19 protein-coding genes and 1 tRNA gene are annotated in these 17957 nt (G+C 69.1%); 10 read left to right on the top strand and 10 right to left on the bottom strand.

Annotation, left to right across the window (positions count from 1 at the left end; translation table 11 throughout):
• Positions 1 to 60 precede the first annotated feature (60 nt).
• The 3 genes from RX333_RS06805 to der all read left to right on the top strand — a co-directional run bounded on the left by RX333_RS06805 (position 61) and on the right by der (position 3540).
• Positions 61 to 732 (top strand): tetratricopeptide repeat protein, encoded by a 672-nt coding sequence (locus RX333_RS06805; RefSeq protein WP_316014176.1) that lies wholly within the window; start codon positions 61 to 63, stop codon positions 730 to 732.
• Positions 733 to 736: 4 nt separating this feature from the next.
• Positions 737 to 2026 (top strand): PQQ-like beta-propeller repeat protein, encoded by a 1290-nt coding sequence (locus RX333_RS06810; RefSeq protein ID WP_316014177.1) that lies wholly within the window; start codon positions 737 to 739, stop codon positions 2024 to 2026.
• A 92-nt stretch (positions 2027 to 2118) separates the two neighbouring features.
• The gene (gene der / locus RX333_RS06815) at positions 2119 to 3540 is read left to right on the top strand and encodes a ribosome biogenesis GTPase Der (RefSeq protein ID WP_316014178.1); all 1422 of its coding nucleotides are present in this window, start codon (positions 2119 to 2121) and stop codon (positions 3538 to 3540) included.
• A gap of 185 nt (positions 3541 to 3725) precedes the next feature.
• Here der and RX333_RS06820 read toward each other — a convergent pair whose 3' ends face one another.
• From RX333_RS06820 to glmU, 4 genes are read right to left on the bottom strand one after another with little or no spacing between them, the layout of a single operon-like run.
• Positions 3726 to 4403: a DNA alkylation repair protein gene (locus tag RX333_RS06820; protein ID WP_316014179.1), complete on the bottom strand. Its 678-nt coding sequence runs from the start codon at positions 4401 to 4403 to the stop codon at positions 3726 to 3728.
• Positions 4400 to 4891 (bottom strand): hypothetical protein, encoded by a 492-nt coding sequence (locus RX333_RS06825; protein WP_316014180.1) that lies wholly within the window; start codon positions 4889 to 4891, stop codon positions 4400 to 4402. Before RX333_RS06825 ends, RX333_RS06820 begins: the two co-directional genes overlap by 4 nt.
• A gap of 56 nt (positions 4892 to 4947) precedes the next feature.
• Positions 4948 to 6771, bottom strand: a complete 1824-nt coding sequence (gene glmS, locus RX333_RS06830) for a glutamine--fructose-6-phosphate transaminase (isomerizing) (protein ID WP_316014181.1) — start codon at positions 6769 to 6771, stop codon at positions 4948 to 4950.
• Positions 6771 to 8123, bottom strand: coding sequence for a bifunctional UDP-N-acetylglucosamine diphosphorylase/glucosamine-1-phosphate N-acetyltransferase GlmU (glmU, locus tag RX333_RS06835; RefSeq protein ID WP_316014182.1), 1353 nt, complete (start codon positions 8121 to 8123; stop codon positions 6771 to 6773). Before glmU ends, glmS begins: the two co-directional genes overlap by 1 nt.
• Positions 8124 to 8249: 126 nt before the next feature.
• Between glmU and RX333_RS06840 the strand changes: the two genes are divergently transcribed.
• A complete protein-coding gene (locus RX333_RS06840) occupies positions 8250 to 8912 on the top strand; it encodes an HAD-IA family hydrolase (RefSeq protein ID WP_316014183.1) in 663 nt (220 codons plus the stop codon).
• Positions 8913 to 8961: 49 nt separating this feature from the next.
• Positions 8962 to 9037, top strand: a tRNA-Val gene (locus tag RX333_RS06845).
• Between the two features lie 18 nt (positions 9038 to 9055).
• On the opposite strand, the gene RX333_RS06850 is transcribed toward RX333_RS06845, so the two are convergent.
• Entirely contained in the window at positions 9056 to 9382 is a 327-nt protein-coding gene (locus tag RX333_RS06850) for a hypothetical protein (RefSeq protein WP_316014184.1), read from the bottom strand.
• A 111-nt stretch (positions 9383 to 9493) separates the two neighbouring features.
• Here RX333_RS06850 and RX333_RS06855 point away from each other — a divergent pair, with 111 nt between their 5' ends.
• From RX333_RS06855 to choV, 4 genes are all read left to right on the top strand, one after another.
• A complete protein-coding gene (locus RX333_RS06855; RefSeq protein WP_316014185.1) occupies positions 9494 to 9991 on the top strand; it encodes a GNAT family N-acetyltransferase in 498 nt (165 codons plus the stop codon).
• Positions 9992 to 10075: 84 nt separating this feature from the next.
• Positions 10076 to 11005 carry a choline ABC transporter substrate-binding protein gene (gene choX, locus RX333_RS06860; protein WP_316014186.1) on the top strand — a complete coding sequence of 310 codons (930 nt, stop codon included), beginning with the start codon at positions 10076 to 10078 and terminating at the stop codon, positions 11003 to 11005.
• A 70-nt stretch (positions 11006 to 11075) separates the two neighbouring features.
• Complete coding sequence (choW, locus tag RX333_RS06865) at positions 11076 to 11912, top strand: choline ABC transporter permease subunit (protein WP_316014187.1); 837 nt, start codon at positions 11076 to 11078, stop codon at positions 11910 to 11912.
• On the top strand, positions 11909 to 12937 hold the full coding sequence (gene choV / locus RX333_RS06870) for a choline ABC transporter ATP-binding protein (RefSeq protein ID WP_316014188.1): 1029 nt from the start codon (positions 11909 to 11911) through the stop codon (positions 12935 to 12937). The genes choW and choV overlap by 4 nt, the downstream gene beginning before the upstream one ends.
• A 53-nt stretch (positions 12938 to 12990) precedes the next feature.
• Here choV and RX333_RS06875 read toward each other — a convergent pair whose 3' ends face one another.
• The 4 genes from RX333_RS06875 to fabI form a co-directional block, all read right to left on the bottom strand.
• On the bottom strand, positions 12991 to 14274 hold the full coding sequence (locus RX333_RS06875) for an ABC transporter substrate-binding protein (protein WP_316014189.1): 1284 nt from the start codon (positions 14272 to 14274) through the stop codon (positions 12991 to 12993).
• A 98-nt stretch (positions 14275 to 14372) separates the two neighbouring features.
• Complete coding sequence (locus tag RX333_RS06880; RefSeq protein WP_316014271.1) at positions 14373 to 14831, bottom strand: TerB family tellurite resistance protein; 459 nt, start codon at positions 14829 to 14831, stop codon at positions 14373 to 14375.
• Between the two features lie 2 nt (positions 14832 to 14833).
• Positions 14834 to 15340, bottom strand: a complete 507-nt coding sequence (gene gpt, locus RX333_RS06885; RefSeq protein WP_316014190.1) for a xanthine phosphoribosyltransferase — start codon at positions 15338 to 15340, stop codon at positions 14834 to 14836.
• A gap of 3 nt (positions 15341 to 15343) precedes the next feature.
• Positions 15344 to 16174 (bottom strand): enoyl-ACP reductase FabI, encoded by an 831-nt coding sequence (gene fabI / locus RX333_RS06890; protein WP_316014272.1) that lies wholly within the window; start codon positions 16172 to 16174, stop codon positions 15344 to 15346.
• Between the two features lie 120 nt (positions 16175 to 16294).
• On the opposite strand from fabI, the gene pdxH reads away from it, so the two are divergent.
• A complete protein-coding gene (gene pdxH / locus RX333_RS06895; protein WP_316014191.1) occupies positions 16295 to 16909 on the top strand; it encodes a pyridoxamine 5'-phosphate oxidase in 615 nt (204 codons plus the stop codon).
• Between the two features lie 22 nt (positions 16910 to 16931).
• Here pdxH and RX333_RS06900 read toward each other — a convergent pair whose 3' ends face one another.
• Positions 16932 to 17774 carry a hypothetical protein gene (locus RX333_RS06900; protein WP_316014192.1) on the bottom strand — a complete coding sequence of 281 codons (843 nt, stop codon included), beginning with the start codon at positions 17772 to 17774 and terminating at the stop codon, positions 16932 to 16934.
• Positions 17775 to 17957 lie beyond the last annotated feature (183 nt).

Here is a 17957-nt window from a genome sequence, read left to right on the forward strand (position 1 = left end):
CACCCCGCCCGCCGCTCGGCTAGTGTCCGCGCCAGATTGCGACAGAACGAGGCTTGAGCGGTGAGCGAGACCGATTCCTTTATCGACGAAGTCAGCGAAGAGGTCCGCCGCGACCGGCTCTACACCTACGCGCGCCGGTACGGCTGGATCGCGGTGCTGGCCGTGCTGCTGATCGTGGGCGGCGCCGCCTGGAACGAGTGGCGCGAGGCCCGCGACACCACGGCGGCCCGCGAGCGGGGGGCAGCCCTGGATACCGCCCTGGCCGAGGAGGATCCCGCCGCGCGGGCCGAAACGCTCGCCGGGATCGAGGAGTCCACCGCCATCGTCACGCTGGCCGAGGCGACCGCCCTGTCCGAGGCGGGGGAGGCCGCCGAGGCCGCGTCCCTGCTGGACGCGATGATCGAGGATCCCGACACGCCCGCCACCTACGTGGCGCTCGCCACCCTGCGCCGCGTCGCGCTGCCCGGCGCCGTCCCGCCCCCGGAGGACGCGATCGCGCTTCTCGATCCGGTCATCGCCGAGGACGGCCCGATGGTGCCGCTGGCGCTCGAACAACGTGGCCTCGCGCATCTCGCCGCGGGCGATGTCGACGCGGCGCACGAGGATTTCCGCTTCGCGCTCGAGGATCCGCTGACGACCGCCGCCCTGCGCGACCGGGTGGGGCAGATGATCCTCGCCACCGGGGGCACGCCGGGGGCCGGGGCGCTCGTCACACCGAATTCGGAGAACTGATGCCATGACGCTGCGCCACATCGCCCTCGCCGCCTTCGCCCTGTCGCTGTCCGGCTGCGGCTTCTTCGATCGGGAGGAGATCGTTCCCGGCGAACGCATCGCCGTCCGCCCCGCCGCCCAGGCCGACATCACCGCCCCGGCGACGGGTCTGCCCGCGCCGATGCGGAACCGGGCCTGGACGCATGAGGGCGGGATGCCGACCCACGCGATCCCGCATCCCGCGCTGGGCGCGCAGCTGTCGCGGGCCTTCTCCGCGTCGATCGGCGCGCCGTCGCGGCCGGACGCGCAGATCACGTCCGGCCCGGTCGGCAACACCGCCGCCATCTACACGCTCGATTCGCAGGCGACGGTCACGGCGACCTCGCCCTCCGGCGCGCGGCTCTGGTCGCGCTCGCTGGTCCCCGAGGGCGACCGGGCCGAGGACGGGTTCGGCGGCGGGGTCGCGCTGGGCGAGGGCAAGGTCTTCGTCACCACCGGCTTCGGCGAGATCTTCGCGCTCGACGCTGCATCCGGCGCGATCCAGTGGCAACAGCAGGTGGGCGCGCCCTTCCGCGCGCCGCCGACCGTGTTCGGTCCGCGCGTGATCGCCGTGGGTCGCGACGACGTCGCCCGCGCCTTCGACGCGGGCACGGGCCAGCTTCTGTGGCGGCTGACCGGCGCGCGCGGCGACGCGGGCGTTCTTGGCGGCGCGCAGGCCGCGACCGACGGTCAGCTGGTGATCCTGCCCTTCTCCTCGGGTGAGCTGGTGGGCGCCTTCGCCCGCAACGGCCGCCGCGCCTGGGCCGCGGCGATGAGCACGGGCCGTCGTGGCCTCGCCCGCTCCTCTATCGGCGACGTGACGGGCGATCCGGTCTTCGCCGAAACGGACGTGATCGCGGGCAACCAGTCGGGCACCATCGTCTCGATCGACCCGCGCTCGGGGCGGCGCAACTGGACGCATGGCGACGGCGCGCAGGACGCGCCGCTGGTCGTGGGGCAGGCGATCTTCGCCGTGACCGACCAGGCCGAGCTGATCCGCCTCGACCGCGCCAGCGGCGCCGTCGTTTGGCGCCGCCAGCTGGCCGAGCGCAATCCGCGCGACCGCGACCTCGCCGCGCGCTATACCGGCCCGGTGATCGCGGGCGGGCGGCTCTTCGTCGCGAACGGCCATGACGGGGTGGAGGTGTTCGATCCCGCGACCGGCGCGGCGCTGGGCCGCCTCGACATCTCGCGCGGGGTGGCCGCCGCCCCGGCGGTGATCGACGGCACGCTCTACGTCCTGTCCAACGAGGGGGCGCTCGTCGCCTTTCGCTGAGCGGGTCGTCTGCTGAGGGGGCCTTCCGCCGAGGGGGCTTCCGTTCCGGGGCGAAAGGGCGTAAGGCGCAGCCTTCGCAGGAGTCAGGTGCCATGTCCTTCACGCTCGCCATCGTCGGTCGCCCCAATGTCGGCAAGTCCACGCTGTTCAACCGGCTGGTGGGCAAGCGGCTCGCGCTGGTCGACGACCAGCCCGGCGTCACCCGCGACCTGCGCGAAGGGGCCGCGCGGCTCGGACAGCTGCGTTTCACCGTCATGGACACCGCCGGTCTGGAGGAGGCGCGCGACGACAGCCTGCCGGGCCGGATGCGTGCGCTGACCGAGCGCGCGGTGGCCGAGGCGGACCTGTGCCTGTTCCTGATAGACGCGCGCACCGGCGTCACGCGCCAGGACCTCGTCTTCGCCGACATCCTTCGCAAGCAGGCGCAGGGCCGCGTCATCGTCGCTGCCAACAAGGCCGAGGGCAATGCGGGCGATGCCGGCTATTACGAAGCCTACAACCTCGGCCTGGGCGAGCCCATCGCGCTCTCCGCCGAGCATGGCGAGGGCATGGACGACCTGCGCGCAGCACTGGAGCCTTGGGCCGACCAGTTCGAAGCGCGCGAGGCCGTCACCGATCTCGACGTCGAAGAAGGCGAAGAGGCCCCCGACCGCCCTCTCCAGATCGCCGTCGTGGGCCGCCCCAACGCGGGCAAGTCCACCCTGATCAACAAGATCATCGGCGAGGACCGCCTGCTGACCGGCCCCGAGGCCGGGATCACCCGCGACTCCATCGCCGTCTCGACCGATTGGGAGGGGCGCGCCTTCCGCATCTTCGACACCGCCGGGATGCGCAAGCGCGCCAAGGTTCAGGAAAAGCTGGAGAAGCTGTCCGTGTCCGACGGCCTGCGCGCGGTCAAGTTCGCCGAGGTGGTGGTCGTGGTGCTCGACACCTCGATCCCGTTCGAGACCCAGGACCTGCGCATCGCCGATCTGGCCGAGCGCGAGGGCCGCGCCGTCGTCTTCGCCGCGAACAAGTGGGATGCTGAGGAGCATCGCGCCGAGAAGCTGAAATCGATGCGCGAACAGCTCGACCGCTTGCTGCCGCAGCTTTCGGGCGCGCCGCTCGTCACGGTGTCGGCGCTGACGGGGCGGGGTCTCGACCGGCTGCAGGCCGCGATCGTCTCCGCACATGACGTGTGGAACCGACGCGTGTCCACCGGCAAGCTCAACCAGTGGCTGGCCGACATGGTGGCCAGCCACCCGCCCCCCGCTCCGGGCGGACGGCGCATCCGCCTGCGCTACATGACGCAGGCCAAGACCCGGCCGCCGACCTTCATCGCCTTCTGCTCGCTGCCCGAGGATCTGCCGACCGCCTACAAGCGGTTCCTGGTCAACGGGCTGCGCCGCGATTTCGACATGCCCGGCACGCCGATCCGGCTGGAACTGCGCAAGCGCGACAACCCCTACGCGGACCGCAAGACCCACCGCGCGACCAAGCTGCGCAAGCGGGGCGGGTACAAAGACGACCGCTGACCTCTAACGCGCGGAATCAAGGCCGGAGGCCGCCGCGCATCGCCGGGCCGCCCCCCGGCACGGCGATTTGGCTGATGAAGGCGCGATTCAGTCAGGTCACACGGACTTGGCTCGCATGAAGTGCCATGCTCGGGCCGCGGATCGCCGCACCGCGGCCCGACGATCCGCGGCGGTAGGCCAGCGTTCTAAAGATACTTCCCGCCTTCCTTCCGCGCCACGGCGCGCAAGTCCGGCCCATGCCGCTCCAGGAACGCCCGCACCGCCTCGGGATCATGCTTCGACAGCGTGCGCAGCCACCAGCCGATGGCCTTCTGGATGAACCAGTCGTGGTCCGGCACCAGCCGCTCCATCCAGCCGATCACGCGTCCCCGCGCGGCCAGATGCGCCGCATCCGGGTGCCGCCCCTTGGCCCAATGCAGGGTGGAAACCAGCGCCGCGCGCCGGGTCCACAGGTTCGGATGATCCACCCAGCTTTCCAGTTCGGCGAACCGGGCCGGATCGGCCTGCAACCGTCGCTCGACCGGCTTCGCGACCGCGTCGGCGATCGCCCAGCTGTCGAGCTGCCCGACCCACCGGACGAGCTCCGCCCAGACCGGAGCGTCGTCGGGCCGGATCCGCGCCTGCGTCAGCAGCTTGGCCGCCGCGATCCGCGCCTCGAAGACGTCGCTGTCCCAAAGCCCCGCCGCCAGCGACACCCGCCCGTCCCGGTCGAGATCGGCGCGCCAGCCGCGCACCAGACCCTCGACCTGATCGTTGCCGAGGCCGAGATAGCGCCGCTCCACCTTGTGATACTCGGCCATCTGCACCGCCCGCGCGCTCTCGCCACGGGCGGCCAGCGCCGCGAGCGCCGCGTCGGGTGTCACCCGGCGGACTGCGCGGTCAGGATCACCTGGTCGACATCGCCATCGTTGCGGAACCGGGTGCCGCGCAGCTGACCGCGATCGTTGAAGACATAAACCGTCGCCCCGACCGTGCTGGGCACCACCAGGCGCCCCTGACGGTCGATGCGCGCCGCCCGCCGGTGGCTTTCCGCACGCAGGTCGCGGAAGGGCGCGGTGGTGTCGATCACCACGACCGAGCCGTCCTGATAGACCTCGGTCACGTGGATCTCGTGGCACTGACCGCCGTTCCATGCGCCGTTGCCCCAGGTGCCGAGGTAACGGTTCCAGTCGCGCGGCAGCCCCTGCTTGGCGGGCTGAATCTCGTTGCGGCGATAGGGATCGTCATAGAGATCGACCGTGTAACACCCGTCCCGGTTCAGTTGGGATGCCGGGATGGCGGCGACGTCCGGCTGCGGCTCGCAAGCGGCCAGGACGCCCAGCAGGCCTGCGCCCGCGACGATGCGTTTCATTGCTGTCTCCTCGTAGTGCTCAGCACGCGCCGGTCTTCCGCCGGTCGCGCGAACCTTTACTCAACGGTCACGGATTTCGCCAGATTTCTCGGCTGGTCGACATCCGTGCCCTTCATCACCGCGGTATGATACGCGATTAGCTGCGCAGGAACAGCATAAACGAGCGGTGCCAGGCGCGGATCGACGGTCGGCATCACCAGCACCTCCGCCGTGCCCTCACGCGCGATCTCCGCGCCTTCGGCATCCGTCACCAGCAGCACACGCCCGCCGCGGGCCATGACCTCCTGCATGTTGCTGACCAGCTTCTCGAACAGTGCGTCGCGCGGGGCGAACACGATGACCGGCACGCTCTCGTCGATCAGCGCGATCGGCCCGTGCTTCAGCTCGCCGCTGGCATAGCCCTCGGCGTGGATATAGCTGATTTCCTTGAGTTTCAGCGCGCCTTCCAGCGCCAGCGGGTACATGAGGCCGCGCCCCAGGAACAGGATGTCGCGGGCCTTGGCGAGCCATTGGCTGATCTCGGCGATCTGCTCCTCGGTCTGGATGGCCGCGTTCACCAGCCGCGGCAGCTCGTGCATCCGCCCGACCAGCTGCGCCTCGGCGCCCTCGTCCATCGCGCCGGTCGCGCGCGCGGCGCGGATGGCCAGCGCCAGCAGCACCGTCAACTGGCAGGTGAACGCCTTGGTCGAGGCGACCCCGACCTCGACGCCCGCATGGATCGGCAGCGCCACGTCCGAGGCACGCGCGATCGAGCTTTCCATCGCGTTGACCACCGACACGATCCGCCCCGCGCGCCCCTTGCAATATTCGAGTGCGGCGAGCGTGTCCGCCGTCTCGCCGGACTGGGACACGAACAGCGCCATGTCGCTGTCGCGCAAGGGCGGGTTGCGGTAGCGGAACTCGGAGGCGATGTCGATCTCCACCGGGATGCCCGCGATCTGCTCGACCCAGTATTTCGCGACCTGGCAGGCATAGAAGGCCGTGCCGCAGGCGACCATCAGGATGCGCTCGACGCCCTCGAAATCCACATCCGCCGCCGGTCCCTCGATCCGGTCGCGGCCCGCATTGGCGTAGTGCTGCAGTGCGTAGGAGATCACGTCCGGCTGCTCGTGCACCTCCTTGGACATGAAGTGGCGATGCTCGCCCTTCTCCGCCACCATGTTGCCGAGCGAGACGCGCTTGCGCGCGCGCTCCACCGGCGCGCCCTCGGCGTCGAAGATCTCGATATTGTCGCGGGTGACGAAGACGTGGTCCCCGTCATCGAGATAGGTGACCTCCTGCGTGAACGGGGCCAGCGCCAGTGCGTCCGAGCCCACGAACATCTCGCCGTCGCCATGTCCGATGGCCAGCGGCGAGCCGCGGCGGGCGGCGACGATCAGGTCCTCCTCGCCCTCGAACAGGAAGCACAGGGCAAAGGCCCCCTCCAGCCGGATCAGCGTCGCCACGGCGGCGGCGCGGGCGTTGTGGCCGTTGGCGAGCTCGCGCGCGCACAGATGCGCGATCACTTCCGTGTCCGTCTCGGTCGAGAAGGTGACGCCCTCCGCCTCCAGCTCGCCCCGCAGCTCGCGGAAGTTCTCGATGATGCCGTTATGCACCACAGCCACGGGGCCGGAGCGGTGCGGGTGCGCGTTCTCCACCGTCGGCGCGCCATGCGTCGCCCAGCGGGTGTGGCCGATGCCGCTGCGGCCCTTGATGGGATCGTCCACCAGCAGATCGGCGAGCGCCCCCAGCTTGCCCACCGCGCGGCGGCGTTCGAGCTTGCCCTCGTGCACCGTCGCGATGCCCGCGCTGTCATAGCCGCGATATTCCAGCCGCCGCAGCGCCTCGACCATCGAGGGCGCCACCGCGTGATTGCCGAGGATTCCGATAATGCCGCACATCAGCCTTGTCCCTTCGATGCCTTGAGGGCCTTGAGCCGCGCCACCATGCGCGCGCCCAGCCCCTGCTTGTTGACCTGCCGTGCCCGCCCGATCGCCAGATCGCCGGGGCCGACATTCTCCGTCACGACCGAGCCGGAGGCGACGTAGCCGCCATCGGCGATCGTGACCGGCGCGACCAGTGCCGAGTTCGAGCCGATGAAGGCACCCTCGCCGATCACCGTGCGATGCTTGAACACGCCGTCATAGTTGCAGGTGATGGTGCCCGCGCCGATATTGGCGCGCTTGCCGATCTCGGCGTCGCCCACGTAAGTGAGGTGGTTGATCTTCGCGCCCTCGTGCACGTCCGCGTTCTTCACCTCGACGAAATTGCCGACCCGCGCCTTCTCGCCGATCTCGGCTCCGGGGCGCAGGCGGGCATAGGGCCCGATCTCCGCGCCGTTCGAGACGTGGCAACCCTCCAGATGGCAGAAGGCGCGGATCACCGCCCCCGTCTCCACCGTCACACCGGGGCCGAAGACGACGTTCGGCGCGATCTCCACGTCCCGCCCGATATGGGTGTCGAAGGCGAAATGCACGGTCTCGGGTGCGGTCAGGGTCACGCCCCCCTCCATCGCCTCGGCCCGGCGGCGGTCCTGGAACACCCGCTCGGCCACCGCGAGGTCGGGGCGGGAGTTCACGCCCAGCGTCTCCGCCTCCTCGCAGGTCACGGCGGCGCAGGCGAGGCCGCGATCGCGGGCGAGGCCCACGATGTCGGTCAGGTAATATTCACCCTTGGCGTTGTCGTTGCCGACCGCCCCCACGAGATCCATCAGCAGGGCCGCGTCGGCCATGACCACCCCGGAATTGCAGAGCGTGATGGCAAGCTGATCCGGCGTCGCCTCCTTGGCCTCGACGATCGCCTCCAGCCCCTCCGGGCCGGTGACGAGCCGCCCGTAGCCCCCCGGCTCCGCTGCCTCGAAGCCCAGGACGACCACCGCCGCACCGTCGCGGCGCGCGCCTCGCATCGCCTCCAGCGTCTCGCCCCGGATGAAGGGCGTGTCGCCGTAAAGCACGACCGCGTCGCCCGCGAAGCCATCCAGCGCCTCCGCCGCCGCCTTCACCGCATGCGCGGTGCCCAGTTGCTCGGTCTGCTGGGCGAAGGCCACATCCTCGCGCCAGTCGGCGACGGCGGCCTCGACCGCCTCGCCGCCGTGGCCCGTGACGACGATCACCCGCTCGGGGCCCAGCGCGTCCGCACTCGACATCGCGTGCACGATCATCGGCGCGCCCGCGATCTTGTGGAGGACTTTCGGCAGGTCGGACTGCATGCGCGTCCCTTGACCCGCGGCGAGAAGAATTGCGGCAATGCTCATGTATTCGGTGGTCCCTTCGTGGTGCCGGGCTTATATCAGCGCGGTCCGGGGCCGGGAAGCGCCCCGCCGGTCAGCTTTCGTTTCAGACGGTTGCATCGGTCATCCCTGCTGCCTTCGGAGGCCCCAATGCGCACCGCGATCTTCGATCTAGACGGAACGCTCGCAGATACCAGCGCGGATCTGATCGCGGCGGCCAATGCGTGCTTCACGGGCCGCGGTCACGCGGCCCCGCTGCACGCGGAGCGCGACGCGCTGACTGCGTTTCGCGGCGGGCGGGCAATGCTGGAACTGGGTGTCTCGCGCCTCGCGCTGTCGGACGTGGTGGTGGACGAGGAATACCAGACCCTGCTCGACCATTACGGCAACAATATCGACACCCATACCCGTCTGTACCCCGGCGTCGAGGCGACGCTCGACCGGCTGGCGCAGGAGGGCTGGGCGCTGGGCATCTGCACCAACAAGCCCGAGGGTCTGGCCGAAACGTTGCTCGCCCGCCTCGCCATCCGCGACCGCTTCGCCGCCATGCTGGGCGCGGACACGCTGGAGGTGAAGAAACCCGATCCCGAGCACCTGTTCGAGACGGTGCGACGCGCGGGGGGCGATGCGAAACGCACCGTCCTGATGGGCGACACCACCACCGACCGTGACACGGCGCGCAACGCGAACGTGCCCGTCGTGCTCGTCGGCTTCGGCCCGATGGGGCAGGGGATCGCCGAGCTTCAGCCCGACGCCATCCTCGACCACTACGACGACCTGCCCGATCTGCTCGACCGGCTGGTCCCGCGCTGATTTCGCGCTTGACGGCCTGCGGGATAGGTGCGAAATCGCTCCCCGACCCGGGACGTTAGCTCAGTTGGTAGAGCACAGTGTTCACATCGCTGGGGTCACTGGTTCGAATCCAGTACGTCCCACCATTTCCCCCAGCACGATGCTCACGGCCACGGCTTCCCGTCGAAGGCCTTGATCAGCCCGATTACGCTCATCACTCCGAAATAGATCGCGGCGCCCAGCAGGATCAGGAAGCCGATGCCGACGATGGTCAGCACGAAGCCGAGCACGCTGACGGCGAAGGCGATCCAGAACACCCGGATCTGCCGACGGAAATGACTGGCCATCGCCGATCCCGACGCGTCGCCGCGCCACATATAGGCGAGGATCACCCCGATGATCGACGTGACGCCCAGTGCGAAGGATAGAAGGTAGAGCCCCCACACGATCTTCACGCGGTTCGGGGTCTCGTCGAGTTTGATGTCGGTCATGCAGGTCTCCTTCGCTCTTGCCAGCATCTGTGAAAGCGGCTTCGCGAACAATATCCTTGGCGACGGCGGCGCGGGTCTGCGATGTTGCGCACATCCGAGCACGGGAAACCCATGATCGACCTCGTCATCCGCGCGCCACGACCCGACGATGCCGCCGCGCTCGCGACGCTCCTGAGCCTGCCGGGCGTCCGCCACGGCACGATGCGCCTTCCCCATGTCGGCGAGGCCGAGGCCGCCCGCCGCCTCGATGCGCCCGCGGGCGTTCACCTGCTGGTCGCCGAACGAGGGGGCACCCTGATCGGCGACGCCGCCCTAATCCGGGGCAAGGACCGGCGCGCCCATGTCGCGGGTCTCTATGTCGCCGTCCATGACGACCATGTCGGGCAGGGCGTCGGAACGGCGCTTCTTTCCGCGCTCATCGACCTCGCCGACAACTGGCTGGGCCTGACGCGGCTGGAGCTGGAGGTGAACACCGACAACGCGCCCGCCCTCGCGCTCTACCGCCGCTTCGGCTTCGAGATCGAGGGGACCAAGCGGCGCGACGCCCTGCGCGACGGCCGCCTGATCGACAATCACATGATGGCCCGCCTGCGCGACGCCCCGACCTGATCCCACGCAATCGCGGGACAGGGGGTTGCCGTCTGGCCGCATCGCACGATACTTGACCCATCAGTCAAGAACAGGAGCCCGACAATGCGCCTCAAGACGACCCTCTCCGCCCTCGCCCTCGCCGCGATCGGCACCCAGGCCGCCGCCCAGTGCGAAAGCGTGACCTTCTCCGATGTCGGCTGGACCGACATCACCGCGACCACCGCCACCGCGTCAGTGGTGCTGGAGGCGCTGGGCTACGAGACCGACACCCGCATCCTGTCGGTGCCCGTGACCTACACCTCCCTCGCTGCCGGCGACATCGACGTGTTCCTCGGCAACTGGATGCCGACGATGGAAGCCGACATCGCCCCCTACCGCGAGGCCGGCACCGTCGACACGGTGCGCACCAACCTGACGGGCGCGAAATACACGCTGGCCACCAATGCCGCGGGGGCCGAGCTCGGCATCGCGGACTTCGCCGACATCGCGGCCAATGCCGACGCGCTCGACCAGACGATCTACGGCATCGAGCCGGGCAATGACGGCAACCGCCTGATCCTCGACATGATCGAGGCGGACGCGTTCGGCCTCTCCGAGTTCGAGGTCGCCGAAAGCTCCGAGCAGGGGATGCTCGCGCAGGTCGAACGCTCCGTCCGCCGCGAGGAGCCGGTGATCTTCCTGGGGTGGGAGCCGCACCCGATGAACGCCAATTTCGAGATGACCTACCTGACCGGCGGCGACGAGTATTTCGGCCCGAATCTCGGCGGCGCGGAAGTCATGACCAACACCCGCGCGGGCTATGTCGAGGAATGCCCCAATGTCGGCCAGCTCCTCAACAATCTCGAATTCTCGCTGGAGATGGAAAACGAGATCATGGCCGCCATCCTCGACGAGGGCGAGGAGCCTCAGGACGCCGCGCGCGCCTGGCTCGCCGCCAACCCGGACGTGCTCGACGGCTGGCTCGACGGCGTGACCACGCTCGATGGCGACGCGGATGCGAAGGCCGCCGTGATGGCCGCGATAGAAGGCTGATCGTCCGACGTGACGCATCGGGCGGCGCGGGGGCCATCCCGCGCCGCCCATCCTTATTCAGGAGGGCCGCGTGGACTGGCTGACCGAACACAAGATCCCCGTGGGCGACACGGCGGAAATCGCCTTCGACTGGCTCCAGACCAATGGCGCGTGGTTCTTCGACAGCCTCTCCGACGGGCTGGAGGCCGTGATCGACGGCATGCTCTGGCTGTTCCAGACCCCGCACCCACTGATCGTCATCGCGCTCTTCACCGCGCTGACCTGGGCGCTGCAGCGCCGCTGGCAGACCTGCCTGCTCGTGTTCCTCGGCTTCCTGTTCATCCTCAACCAGGGCTATTGGGAAGAGATGACGGAGAGCCTCACCCTCGTCCTGTCGGCCTGTGTCGTGTGCATGGCCATCGGCGTGCCCATCGGCATCGCCGCGGCCCACCGGCCCCGGCTCTATGCCGCGATGCGGCCCGTGCTCGACCTGATGCAGACGCTGCCCACCTTCGTCTACCTGATCCCGGCCATCGTCTTCTTCGGCATCGGCATGGTGCCGGGCCTGTTCGCGACCGTGATCTTCGTGCTGCCCGCCCCGATCCGCCTGACCCATCTGGGCATCAGCTCCACCCCGCCCGCGCTGCTGGAGGCGGCGGACGCGTTCGGCGCCACCCCGCGGCAGAAGCTGCGCAAGGTCGAGCTGCCCTATGCCATCCCGCAGATCATGGCCGGTCTCAACCAGACGATCATGCTGTCGCTCTCGATGGTGGTGATCGCGGCTCTGGTCGGGGCCGACGGCCTCGGCGTGCCGGTGGTGCGCGCGCTCAACCGCGTCGATACCGCACTGGGCTTCGAGAGCGGTTTCATCATCGTGGTCGTGGCGATCATGCTCGACCGGATGCTGCGCGTGAGAGGCCGGAAATGACCGCCATCGCCGTCTCCTTCGAGAATGTGAACATCGTCTTCGGCGATCGGCCGCAAAGCGCGCTGCCGCTGATGGACGAGGGCCGCACCCGCGCCGAGGTGCAGTCTGAAACCGGGCAGGTCCTCGGCGTCCACGACTGCTCCCTCAACGTGCGCGCGGGCGAGATCCTGGTGCTGATGGGCCTGTCGGGCTCGGGCAAGTCGACGCTCCTGCGCGCGGTCAACGGCCTCAACCCGGTCGTGCGCGGCGCGGTCCATGTCAACGACGGCAACCGCATGGTCGACGTCACCCGCGCCAGCCGCAAGGAGCTGCGCCGCATCCGCACCGACCGCGTGGCGATGGTGTTCCAGCAATTCGGCCTGCTGCCCTGGCGCACGGTGGCCGAGAATGTCGGCCTGGGGCTGGAACTGTCGGGCATGGGCCGCACCAAGCGGCGCGAGAAGGTGATGCACCAGCTCGACCTCGTCGGCCTCTCCGACTGGGCGGACCGCAAGGTGGGCGACCTGTCGGGCGGCATGCAGCAGCGCGTCGGCCTCGCCCGCGCCTTCGCCACCGAAGCGCCGATCCTCCTGATGGACGAGCCGTTCTCCGCCCTCGACCCGCTGATCCGCACGCGATTGCAGGACGAGTTGCTGGAGCTTCAGGGCCGCCTGCAGCGCACGATCCTCTTCGTCAGCCACGATCTCGACGAGGCGTTCAAGCTGGGCGACCGTATCGCGATCATGGAAGGCGGGCGCATCGTGCAGGCGGGCACCCCGCAGCAGATCCACGCCGATCCGGCCAACGAGTACGTGGCCGATTTCGTCGCCCACATGAACCCGCTCGGCGTGCTGACCGCGCGTACCGTGATGGTGCCGGGGCAGGGCGGCGGCACCGCCCGGATCGAGGCTGACGCCCCGCTCGACACCGTGATCGCCGCCCTGCGCGAAAACGCCGCCCTCGACGTGGTCGAGGACGGCGCGATCTTGGGTCAGGTTACGCAAGGTGCGGTGCTCGACGCCTTGTCGCCCGGCGTGACCGGCTAGACCCCGGACCGGTCATCGCGCGGCAAGCTCGCCGCGCGATGCCCATGCCCCCCTCAGGACGAGCCGCAATCGCGCCGCGGGATCCCCGAGGCCTGCGCGAAGCCGTCGGCGGCGCGCGAAACCGCGCCCGCGACCCGCTGCGGATCGGCGGCGACATAGTCGCCATCGTTGACCCACCGCCGCCATTGCGCCTCATAGGCGATGACCTGCAACAGACCGTAGCCGGAATGGTTCGCGCAGCTCAACGCCAGCGGCGCGGCCAGCTCGCCCAGCCCCGCGGCCTCGATCTGCGCGTCCGTGACGTCGAGCGTCTCCAGTGCGCTGCGCATCCCCTCGGCCGTCAGGGTGCCCCCCCCGGCCTGAAGGCCACGCCGCGCCGCTTCGGCCAGGTAGAAGCCGGTGGTCAGCCCGCGATTGTAGTCGATATCGCCGATATTGTTCATCGTGCCGTGACCCAGCCCGCCGAAATAGACCAGCTCGTTCAACTCATTATAGGCCGCGACATCGGTGCCGACGCCCGACATCGACATCGCGCGCATCCCGTCCGCCGCGTCGCCGATCTGGCGCATCATCGCCTCCAGCGTCGTCCACCAGATGCCCATCATCTGCTCGCGCGGGTAGTTCACCGCCGCCGCCGTGCCGATGCTGACCGCCGTCATGCGCCCGACCGTCCACAGGATCACCCGGTCGGGCCGGGTCTGCGCGATCGGCCCCCAGATCGCGACCTGATCGTCGCCCGGAGGCGTCACCGGATAGAGGTCGAGCGTGAAGCCCTCCGCCTCCGCCATCGCCTGCATCAGCGGGATCGCCTCCTCGCCGAACGGGCTGTCATGATAGACATAGGCGATCCGCTTGCCCTCCAGTCCGTCGAGCTCGCTGCGGAACTGCTCGATCATCGCCGAGGCCGCCTGATAGTAGTTGGCCGGCATCGCGAAGGACCAGGGGAACAGCGCCCCGTCCGCCACCGCCGTCTGCCCCAGACCGCCATTCAGAACCGGCACGTTCACCTCGAACGCCATCTGGTTCATCGCATAGGCCCCGGCGGTGGAGGAGGGGATCGCCGCGACGATGCCCTGTGCGGCCAGCTCGCCATAGCACTGCATGTGCCCTTCGAGCGTGTAGCGCGTCTCGCATTGCGCGATCTCGATCGGCACACCGTCGATGCCGCCATCGCGTTCGTTGAGCAGGGTGAACCAGTCCTGCAACCCGTCATGGAAGCTCTGCGAGATGGGGGCCACCTCGCTCTCATGCGAGCTGAGCAGCCCGATCTTGACGCTTTGCGCGAAAAGCGGCAAAGCTAGTACCGTCATGGTTGTGGCCAGAACAATCGTGCGCATAACACCCTCCCCGTGTCGCTTTGTTAGCGATCAGGTAAGGATCAGTGCGGCCGCGGATGCCAGTCTGACGGCGGGTCACGCAGCGAGCGGACGTTACGTCAGTCCCGCTCGTCCTCTCGCGCGCGCATCGCGCGCTGTCGGGCCATCGCGCTGTCGGGATCCGTGACGCCGAGCAGATTGGCCGTCAGCCGCAGCAAGGCGTTCTCGTCCTCGTGCCGCATGTCGTCGGCCAGCGCCACGTACCACATCGCCTCGATCACGGCGCCGCGCTCCTCGTAAGGAACGGCATCCTTGATTATCCGGGTGAAGCGCACGGTGTCGCTCGCCTCGGCCTCCACCTGCTCGGCCTCGTGACGCAGGGTGGCGGCCTCGTTCGCCGACAGCCCGAAACGACGCGCCAGCACCGCGTCGATCCGCGCGATCTCCGCCGCCTCGTACTCGTCATCGGCGCGCGCCACGCGCACCAGCAGCGCCGCGATGGCGAGCCGCGCGTCCGCGGGGGCGAGTGCCTCACCCTCCGCCGCACCGGTCAACCGGCCGAACAGATTGGCGAACAGGCTCAATCGGTCCCCCTGTAGGGTTCGACATATTGCAGTGCCATGTCCCAGGGGAAGAAGATCCAGGTATCCTGGCTCACCCCGGTGATGAAGGTGTCGACCATCGGCTCGCCCTTGGGCTTGGCATAGACGGTCGCGAAATGCGCCTTGGGATACATCTCCCGCACCAGTTCCAGCGTCTTGCCGGTATCGACGAGGTCGTCGACGATCAGCACGCCCTCGCCATCGCCCATCATCTCCGCATCCGGGGTCTTGAGCACCTGCGCGCTCCCCTGATCCTGGTGGGCGTAGGACTTCACGCTGATCGTGTCGACCGTGCGGATGTCGAGCTCCCGCGCCACGATCATCGCGGGCGCCATGCCGCCGCGGGTGATCGCGACGACGGCGCGCCACTTGCCCCCGGCACCGGGGCCGTCATTCTCCAGCCGCCAGGCCAGTGCCCGGCTGTCGCGATGGATCTGGTCCCAGGAGATGTGGAAGCCCTTTTCGTGCGGCAGACGATCGGCCATGTCTCAGCCCTCCGCCGCAGGCTTGCGGCCGACGGTCACATCGATATCGGGCGCATCCTCCGCCTTCATGCCGACGACGTGGTAGCCGCTGTCGACATGGTGGTTCTCGCCCGTCACGCCCGAGGACAGGTCCGACAGCAGGTAGAGCGCGGACTTGCCCACATCCCCCGTCGTCACGTTGCGCCGCAAAGGCGCATTCAGCTCGTTCCACTTCAGGATATAGCGGAAATCGCCGATGCCGCTGGCCGCCAGCGTCTTGATCGGCCCGGCGCTCAGCGCGTTCACGCGGATGCCCTTGGGGCCAAGGTCGGTGGCGAGGTACTTGACGCTCGCCTCCAGCCCGGCCTTCGCCACCCCCATCACGTTGTAATGCGGCATGACCTTCTCCGCCCCGTAATAGGTCAGCGTCAGGGCCGAGCCGCCCTCGTTCATCATCTTCTCCGCCCGCTGCAGGATCGCGGTGAAGGAATAGACGCTGATCTCCATCGCCATGCGGAAATTGCCGGGCGAGGTGTCGACATAACGGCCGCGCAGCTCGTTCTTGTCGGCGAAGCCGATGGCGTGCACCACGAAGTCGAGGCTGCCCCACTGGTCCTTCAGCGTCTCGAACACCGCGTCCATGCTTGCCGCATCGGTCACGTCGCAGGGCAGCACGATCTGGGAGCCGACCGAGTCCGCCAGCGGCTTGACCCGCTTGCCGAGTGCATCGCCCTGATAGGTGAAGGCCATCTCCGCCCCCGCCTCGTGCAGCGCGCGGGCGATGCCCCAGGCGATGGACTTGTCGTTTGCGACGCCCATGATCAGGCCCCGCTTGCCACTCATCAGTCCCGACATATCCGCCATGTGGCCCGTCGCTCCGCTCTTGTTGTTCAGGTTGCTCCGCTTTACGTCAAAGACCTGCCACCATCAAGATTTTGTCGAAACAAGGGCAGTTCGTAGCGGGGAGCGACGAATATGGACGAAAGCCAGGGCCGGGACGGCATTTTTGCGGGAGACGACCCCTTCGCATTGGCCCGCGCCTGGCTCACCGAGGCCGAAGGGGCGGAGCCGAACGACGCGAATGCCATCGCGCTCGCCACCGCGGACGCGGACGGCCTGCCCAATGTGCGCATGGTGTTGCTCAAGGAGATCGAGGCCGACGCCTTCGTCTTCTACACCAATTACGACAGCGCCAAGGGGCAGGAGATCGCGGCCACCGGCAAGGCGGCCTTCGTCCTGCACTGGAAGAGCCTGCGCCGCCAGATCCGCGTGCGCGGCCTGACCGAGCGGGAGGACGGCCCGCAGGCCGACGCCTATTACAAGTCCCGCGCATTGCAGAGCCGGATCGGCGCCTGGGCCTCCGATCAGTCCCGTCCGCTCGACAGCCGTGCCAGCCTGATGGCCAAGGTTGCGAAGGTGGGCCTGCAAAAGGGCGCGAACCCCGATCGCCCGCCCTTCTGGGGCGGCATCCGCATCCGCCCCGTCGAGATCGAGTTCTGGGCCGACGGCGCCTTCCGCCTGCACGACCGCTTCCGCTGGACACGTGAGGACCCGCAAGGCGACTGGAGCGTGACCCGCCTCAATCCCTGAGCCGCGCGCCGTCGCGAACGGCTCAGGGGCCGACGATCACCCGCAGCCGCGCGCCTTGCGGATCGGTGAGAGTGAAGCTCTCGCGCAACCGACCCCGGTCGAACCCCACCGGATCGCGCACGGCCTCCACCGTCGTGCCGTCGGGAAAACGCGCCCCGGCGCTGCGTGCACCCGGATCGGTATAGAGCAGCCGCACGATCTCCGTGTCGCCCGACTCCACGATCACCAGCCGCTCGCCCGCATCGTTCAACTCGGCCCGCGCGAAATAGGTCACGGGATCGAGCCGCCCGCCCCGGAACAGCCGCGTGGGCAGGTCGATCGCATATTCGAACTCCGCCGGATCGGCCCGCAGGATCACGTCATGCGCCAGCAACCGGCACCCGCAATCGGGATCGGCCCCGAGCGCCGCGAGGTCCGCATGGCACTGCGCCAACGCCTCCCCGATCGCGCCGCGCGCTCGCGGATCGTCGCCGTCCGAGCGGATCGAGACCTGCACCGGGCAGCTTTCGGCAGGCGCCCCGCGTACCAGCGCCTTGGGCCCGGTCTCCAGCAGATAGGCCTGCCCGTCGGGCGAGCGGAAGAAATAGGCCAGCTGGTCGAGCCGGATCTCCTCCGTCCGCCGCCGCTCCGCGATCTCGCCGGGGCTGCGGCGTGTGGCGAGCTCGACGATCTGCGGGATGTCGTCCGGCGACGCGCTGACCAGCTCCGTCTCGCCCGGCGTCAGCAGGAATCGCCTCTGCACCCCGTCCGCATCGGGCAGCGGCCCGACAGGCGCGGGCGCGGCGCACCCCGCCAGCAGCACCGCCAGCACCAGGGCGCGGCCCCGCACGGGTTGCCGATATGACACGGTTGAACGCCTGCTCATCTTCGCTCCTGCCCCGGTCCGGTGGGTTGCTTGACACGGCTTCACGGCGATATCTATCCTTTTTCACAACCGGACCGTCGCATTTCCACCACGTTTGCGTCAGTCCCGGCCACAGTCGGCGCGCCGCACCACGCGCGCCGCACTTTCGGAGGGGCATCCGCCCGCCACGGCGACAGCCAGGGG

Source organism: Roseobacter sp. HKCCA0434 (assembly GCF_032464675.1).
Classification (GTDB): domain Bacteria; phylum Pseudomonadota; class Alphaproteobacteria; order Rhodobacterales; family Rhodobacteraceae; genus Pontivivens.

Coding starts and splice junctions, on each gene's coding strand:
- RX333_RS06810 (WP_316014177.1), top strand. CDS start 737: ATGACGCTGCGCCACATCGCCCTCGCCGCCTTCGCCCTGTCGCTGTCC.
- der (WP_316014178.1), top strand. CDS start 2,119: ATGTCCTTCACGCTCGCCATCGTCGGTCGCCCCAATGTCGGCAAGTCC.
- RX333_RS06825 (WP_316014180.1), bottom strand. CDS start 4,891: ATGAAACGCATCGTCGCGGGCGCAGGCCTGCTGGGCGTCCTGGCCGCT.
- glmS (WP_316014181.1), bottom strand. CDS start 6,771: ATGTGCGGCATTATCGGAATCCTCGGCAATCACGCGGTGGCGCCCTCG.
- glmU (WP_316014182.1), bottom strand. CDS start 8,123: ATGAGCATTGCCGCAATTCTTCTCGCCGCGGGTCAAGGGACGCGCATG.
- RX333_RS06840 (WP_316014183.1), top strand. CDS start 8,250: ATGCGCACCGCGATCTTCGATCTAGACGGAACGCTCGCAGATACCAGC.
- RX333_RS06850 (WP_316014184.1), bottom strand. CDS start 9,382: ATGACCGACATCAAACTCGACGAGACCCCGAACCGCGTGAAGATCGTG.
- RX333_RS06855 (WP_316014185.1), top strand. CDS start 9,494: ATGATCGACCTCGTCATCCGCGCGCCACGACCCGACGATGCCGCCGCG.
- choX (WP_316014186.1), top strand. CDS start 10,076: ATGCGCCTCAAGACGACCCTCTCCGCCCTCGCCCTCGCCGCGATCGGC.
- choV (WP_316014188.1), top strand. CDS start 11,909: ATGACCGCCATCGCCGTCTCCTTCGAGAATGTGAACATCGTCTTCGGC.
- RX333_RS06875 (WP_316014189.1), bottom strand. CDS start 14,274: ATGCGCACGATTGTTCTGGCCACAACCATGACGGTACTAGCTTTGCCG.
- gpt (WP_316014190.1), bottom strand. CDS start 15,340: ATGGCCGATCGTCTGCCGCACGAAAAGGGCTTCCACATCTCCTGGGAC.
- fabI (WP_316014272.1), bottom strand. CDS start 16,174: ATGTCGGGACTGATGAGTGGCAAGCGGGGCCTGATCATGGGCGTCGCA.
- pdxH (WP_316014191.1), top strand. CDS start 16,295: ATGGACGAAAGCCAGGGCCGGGACGGCATTTTTGCGGGAGACGACCCC.
- RX333_RS06900 (WP_316014192.1), bottom strand. CDS start 17,774: ATGAGCAGGCGTTCAACCGTGTCATATCGGCAACCCGTGCGGGGCCGC.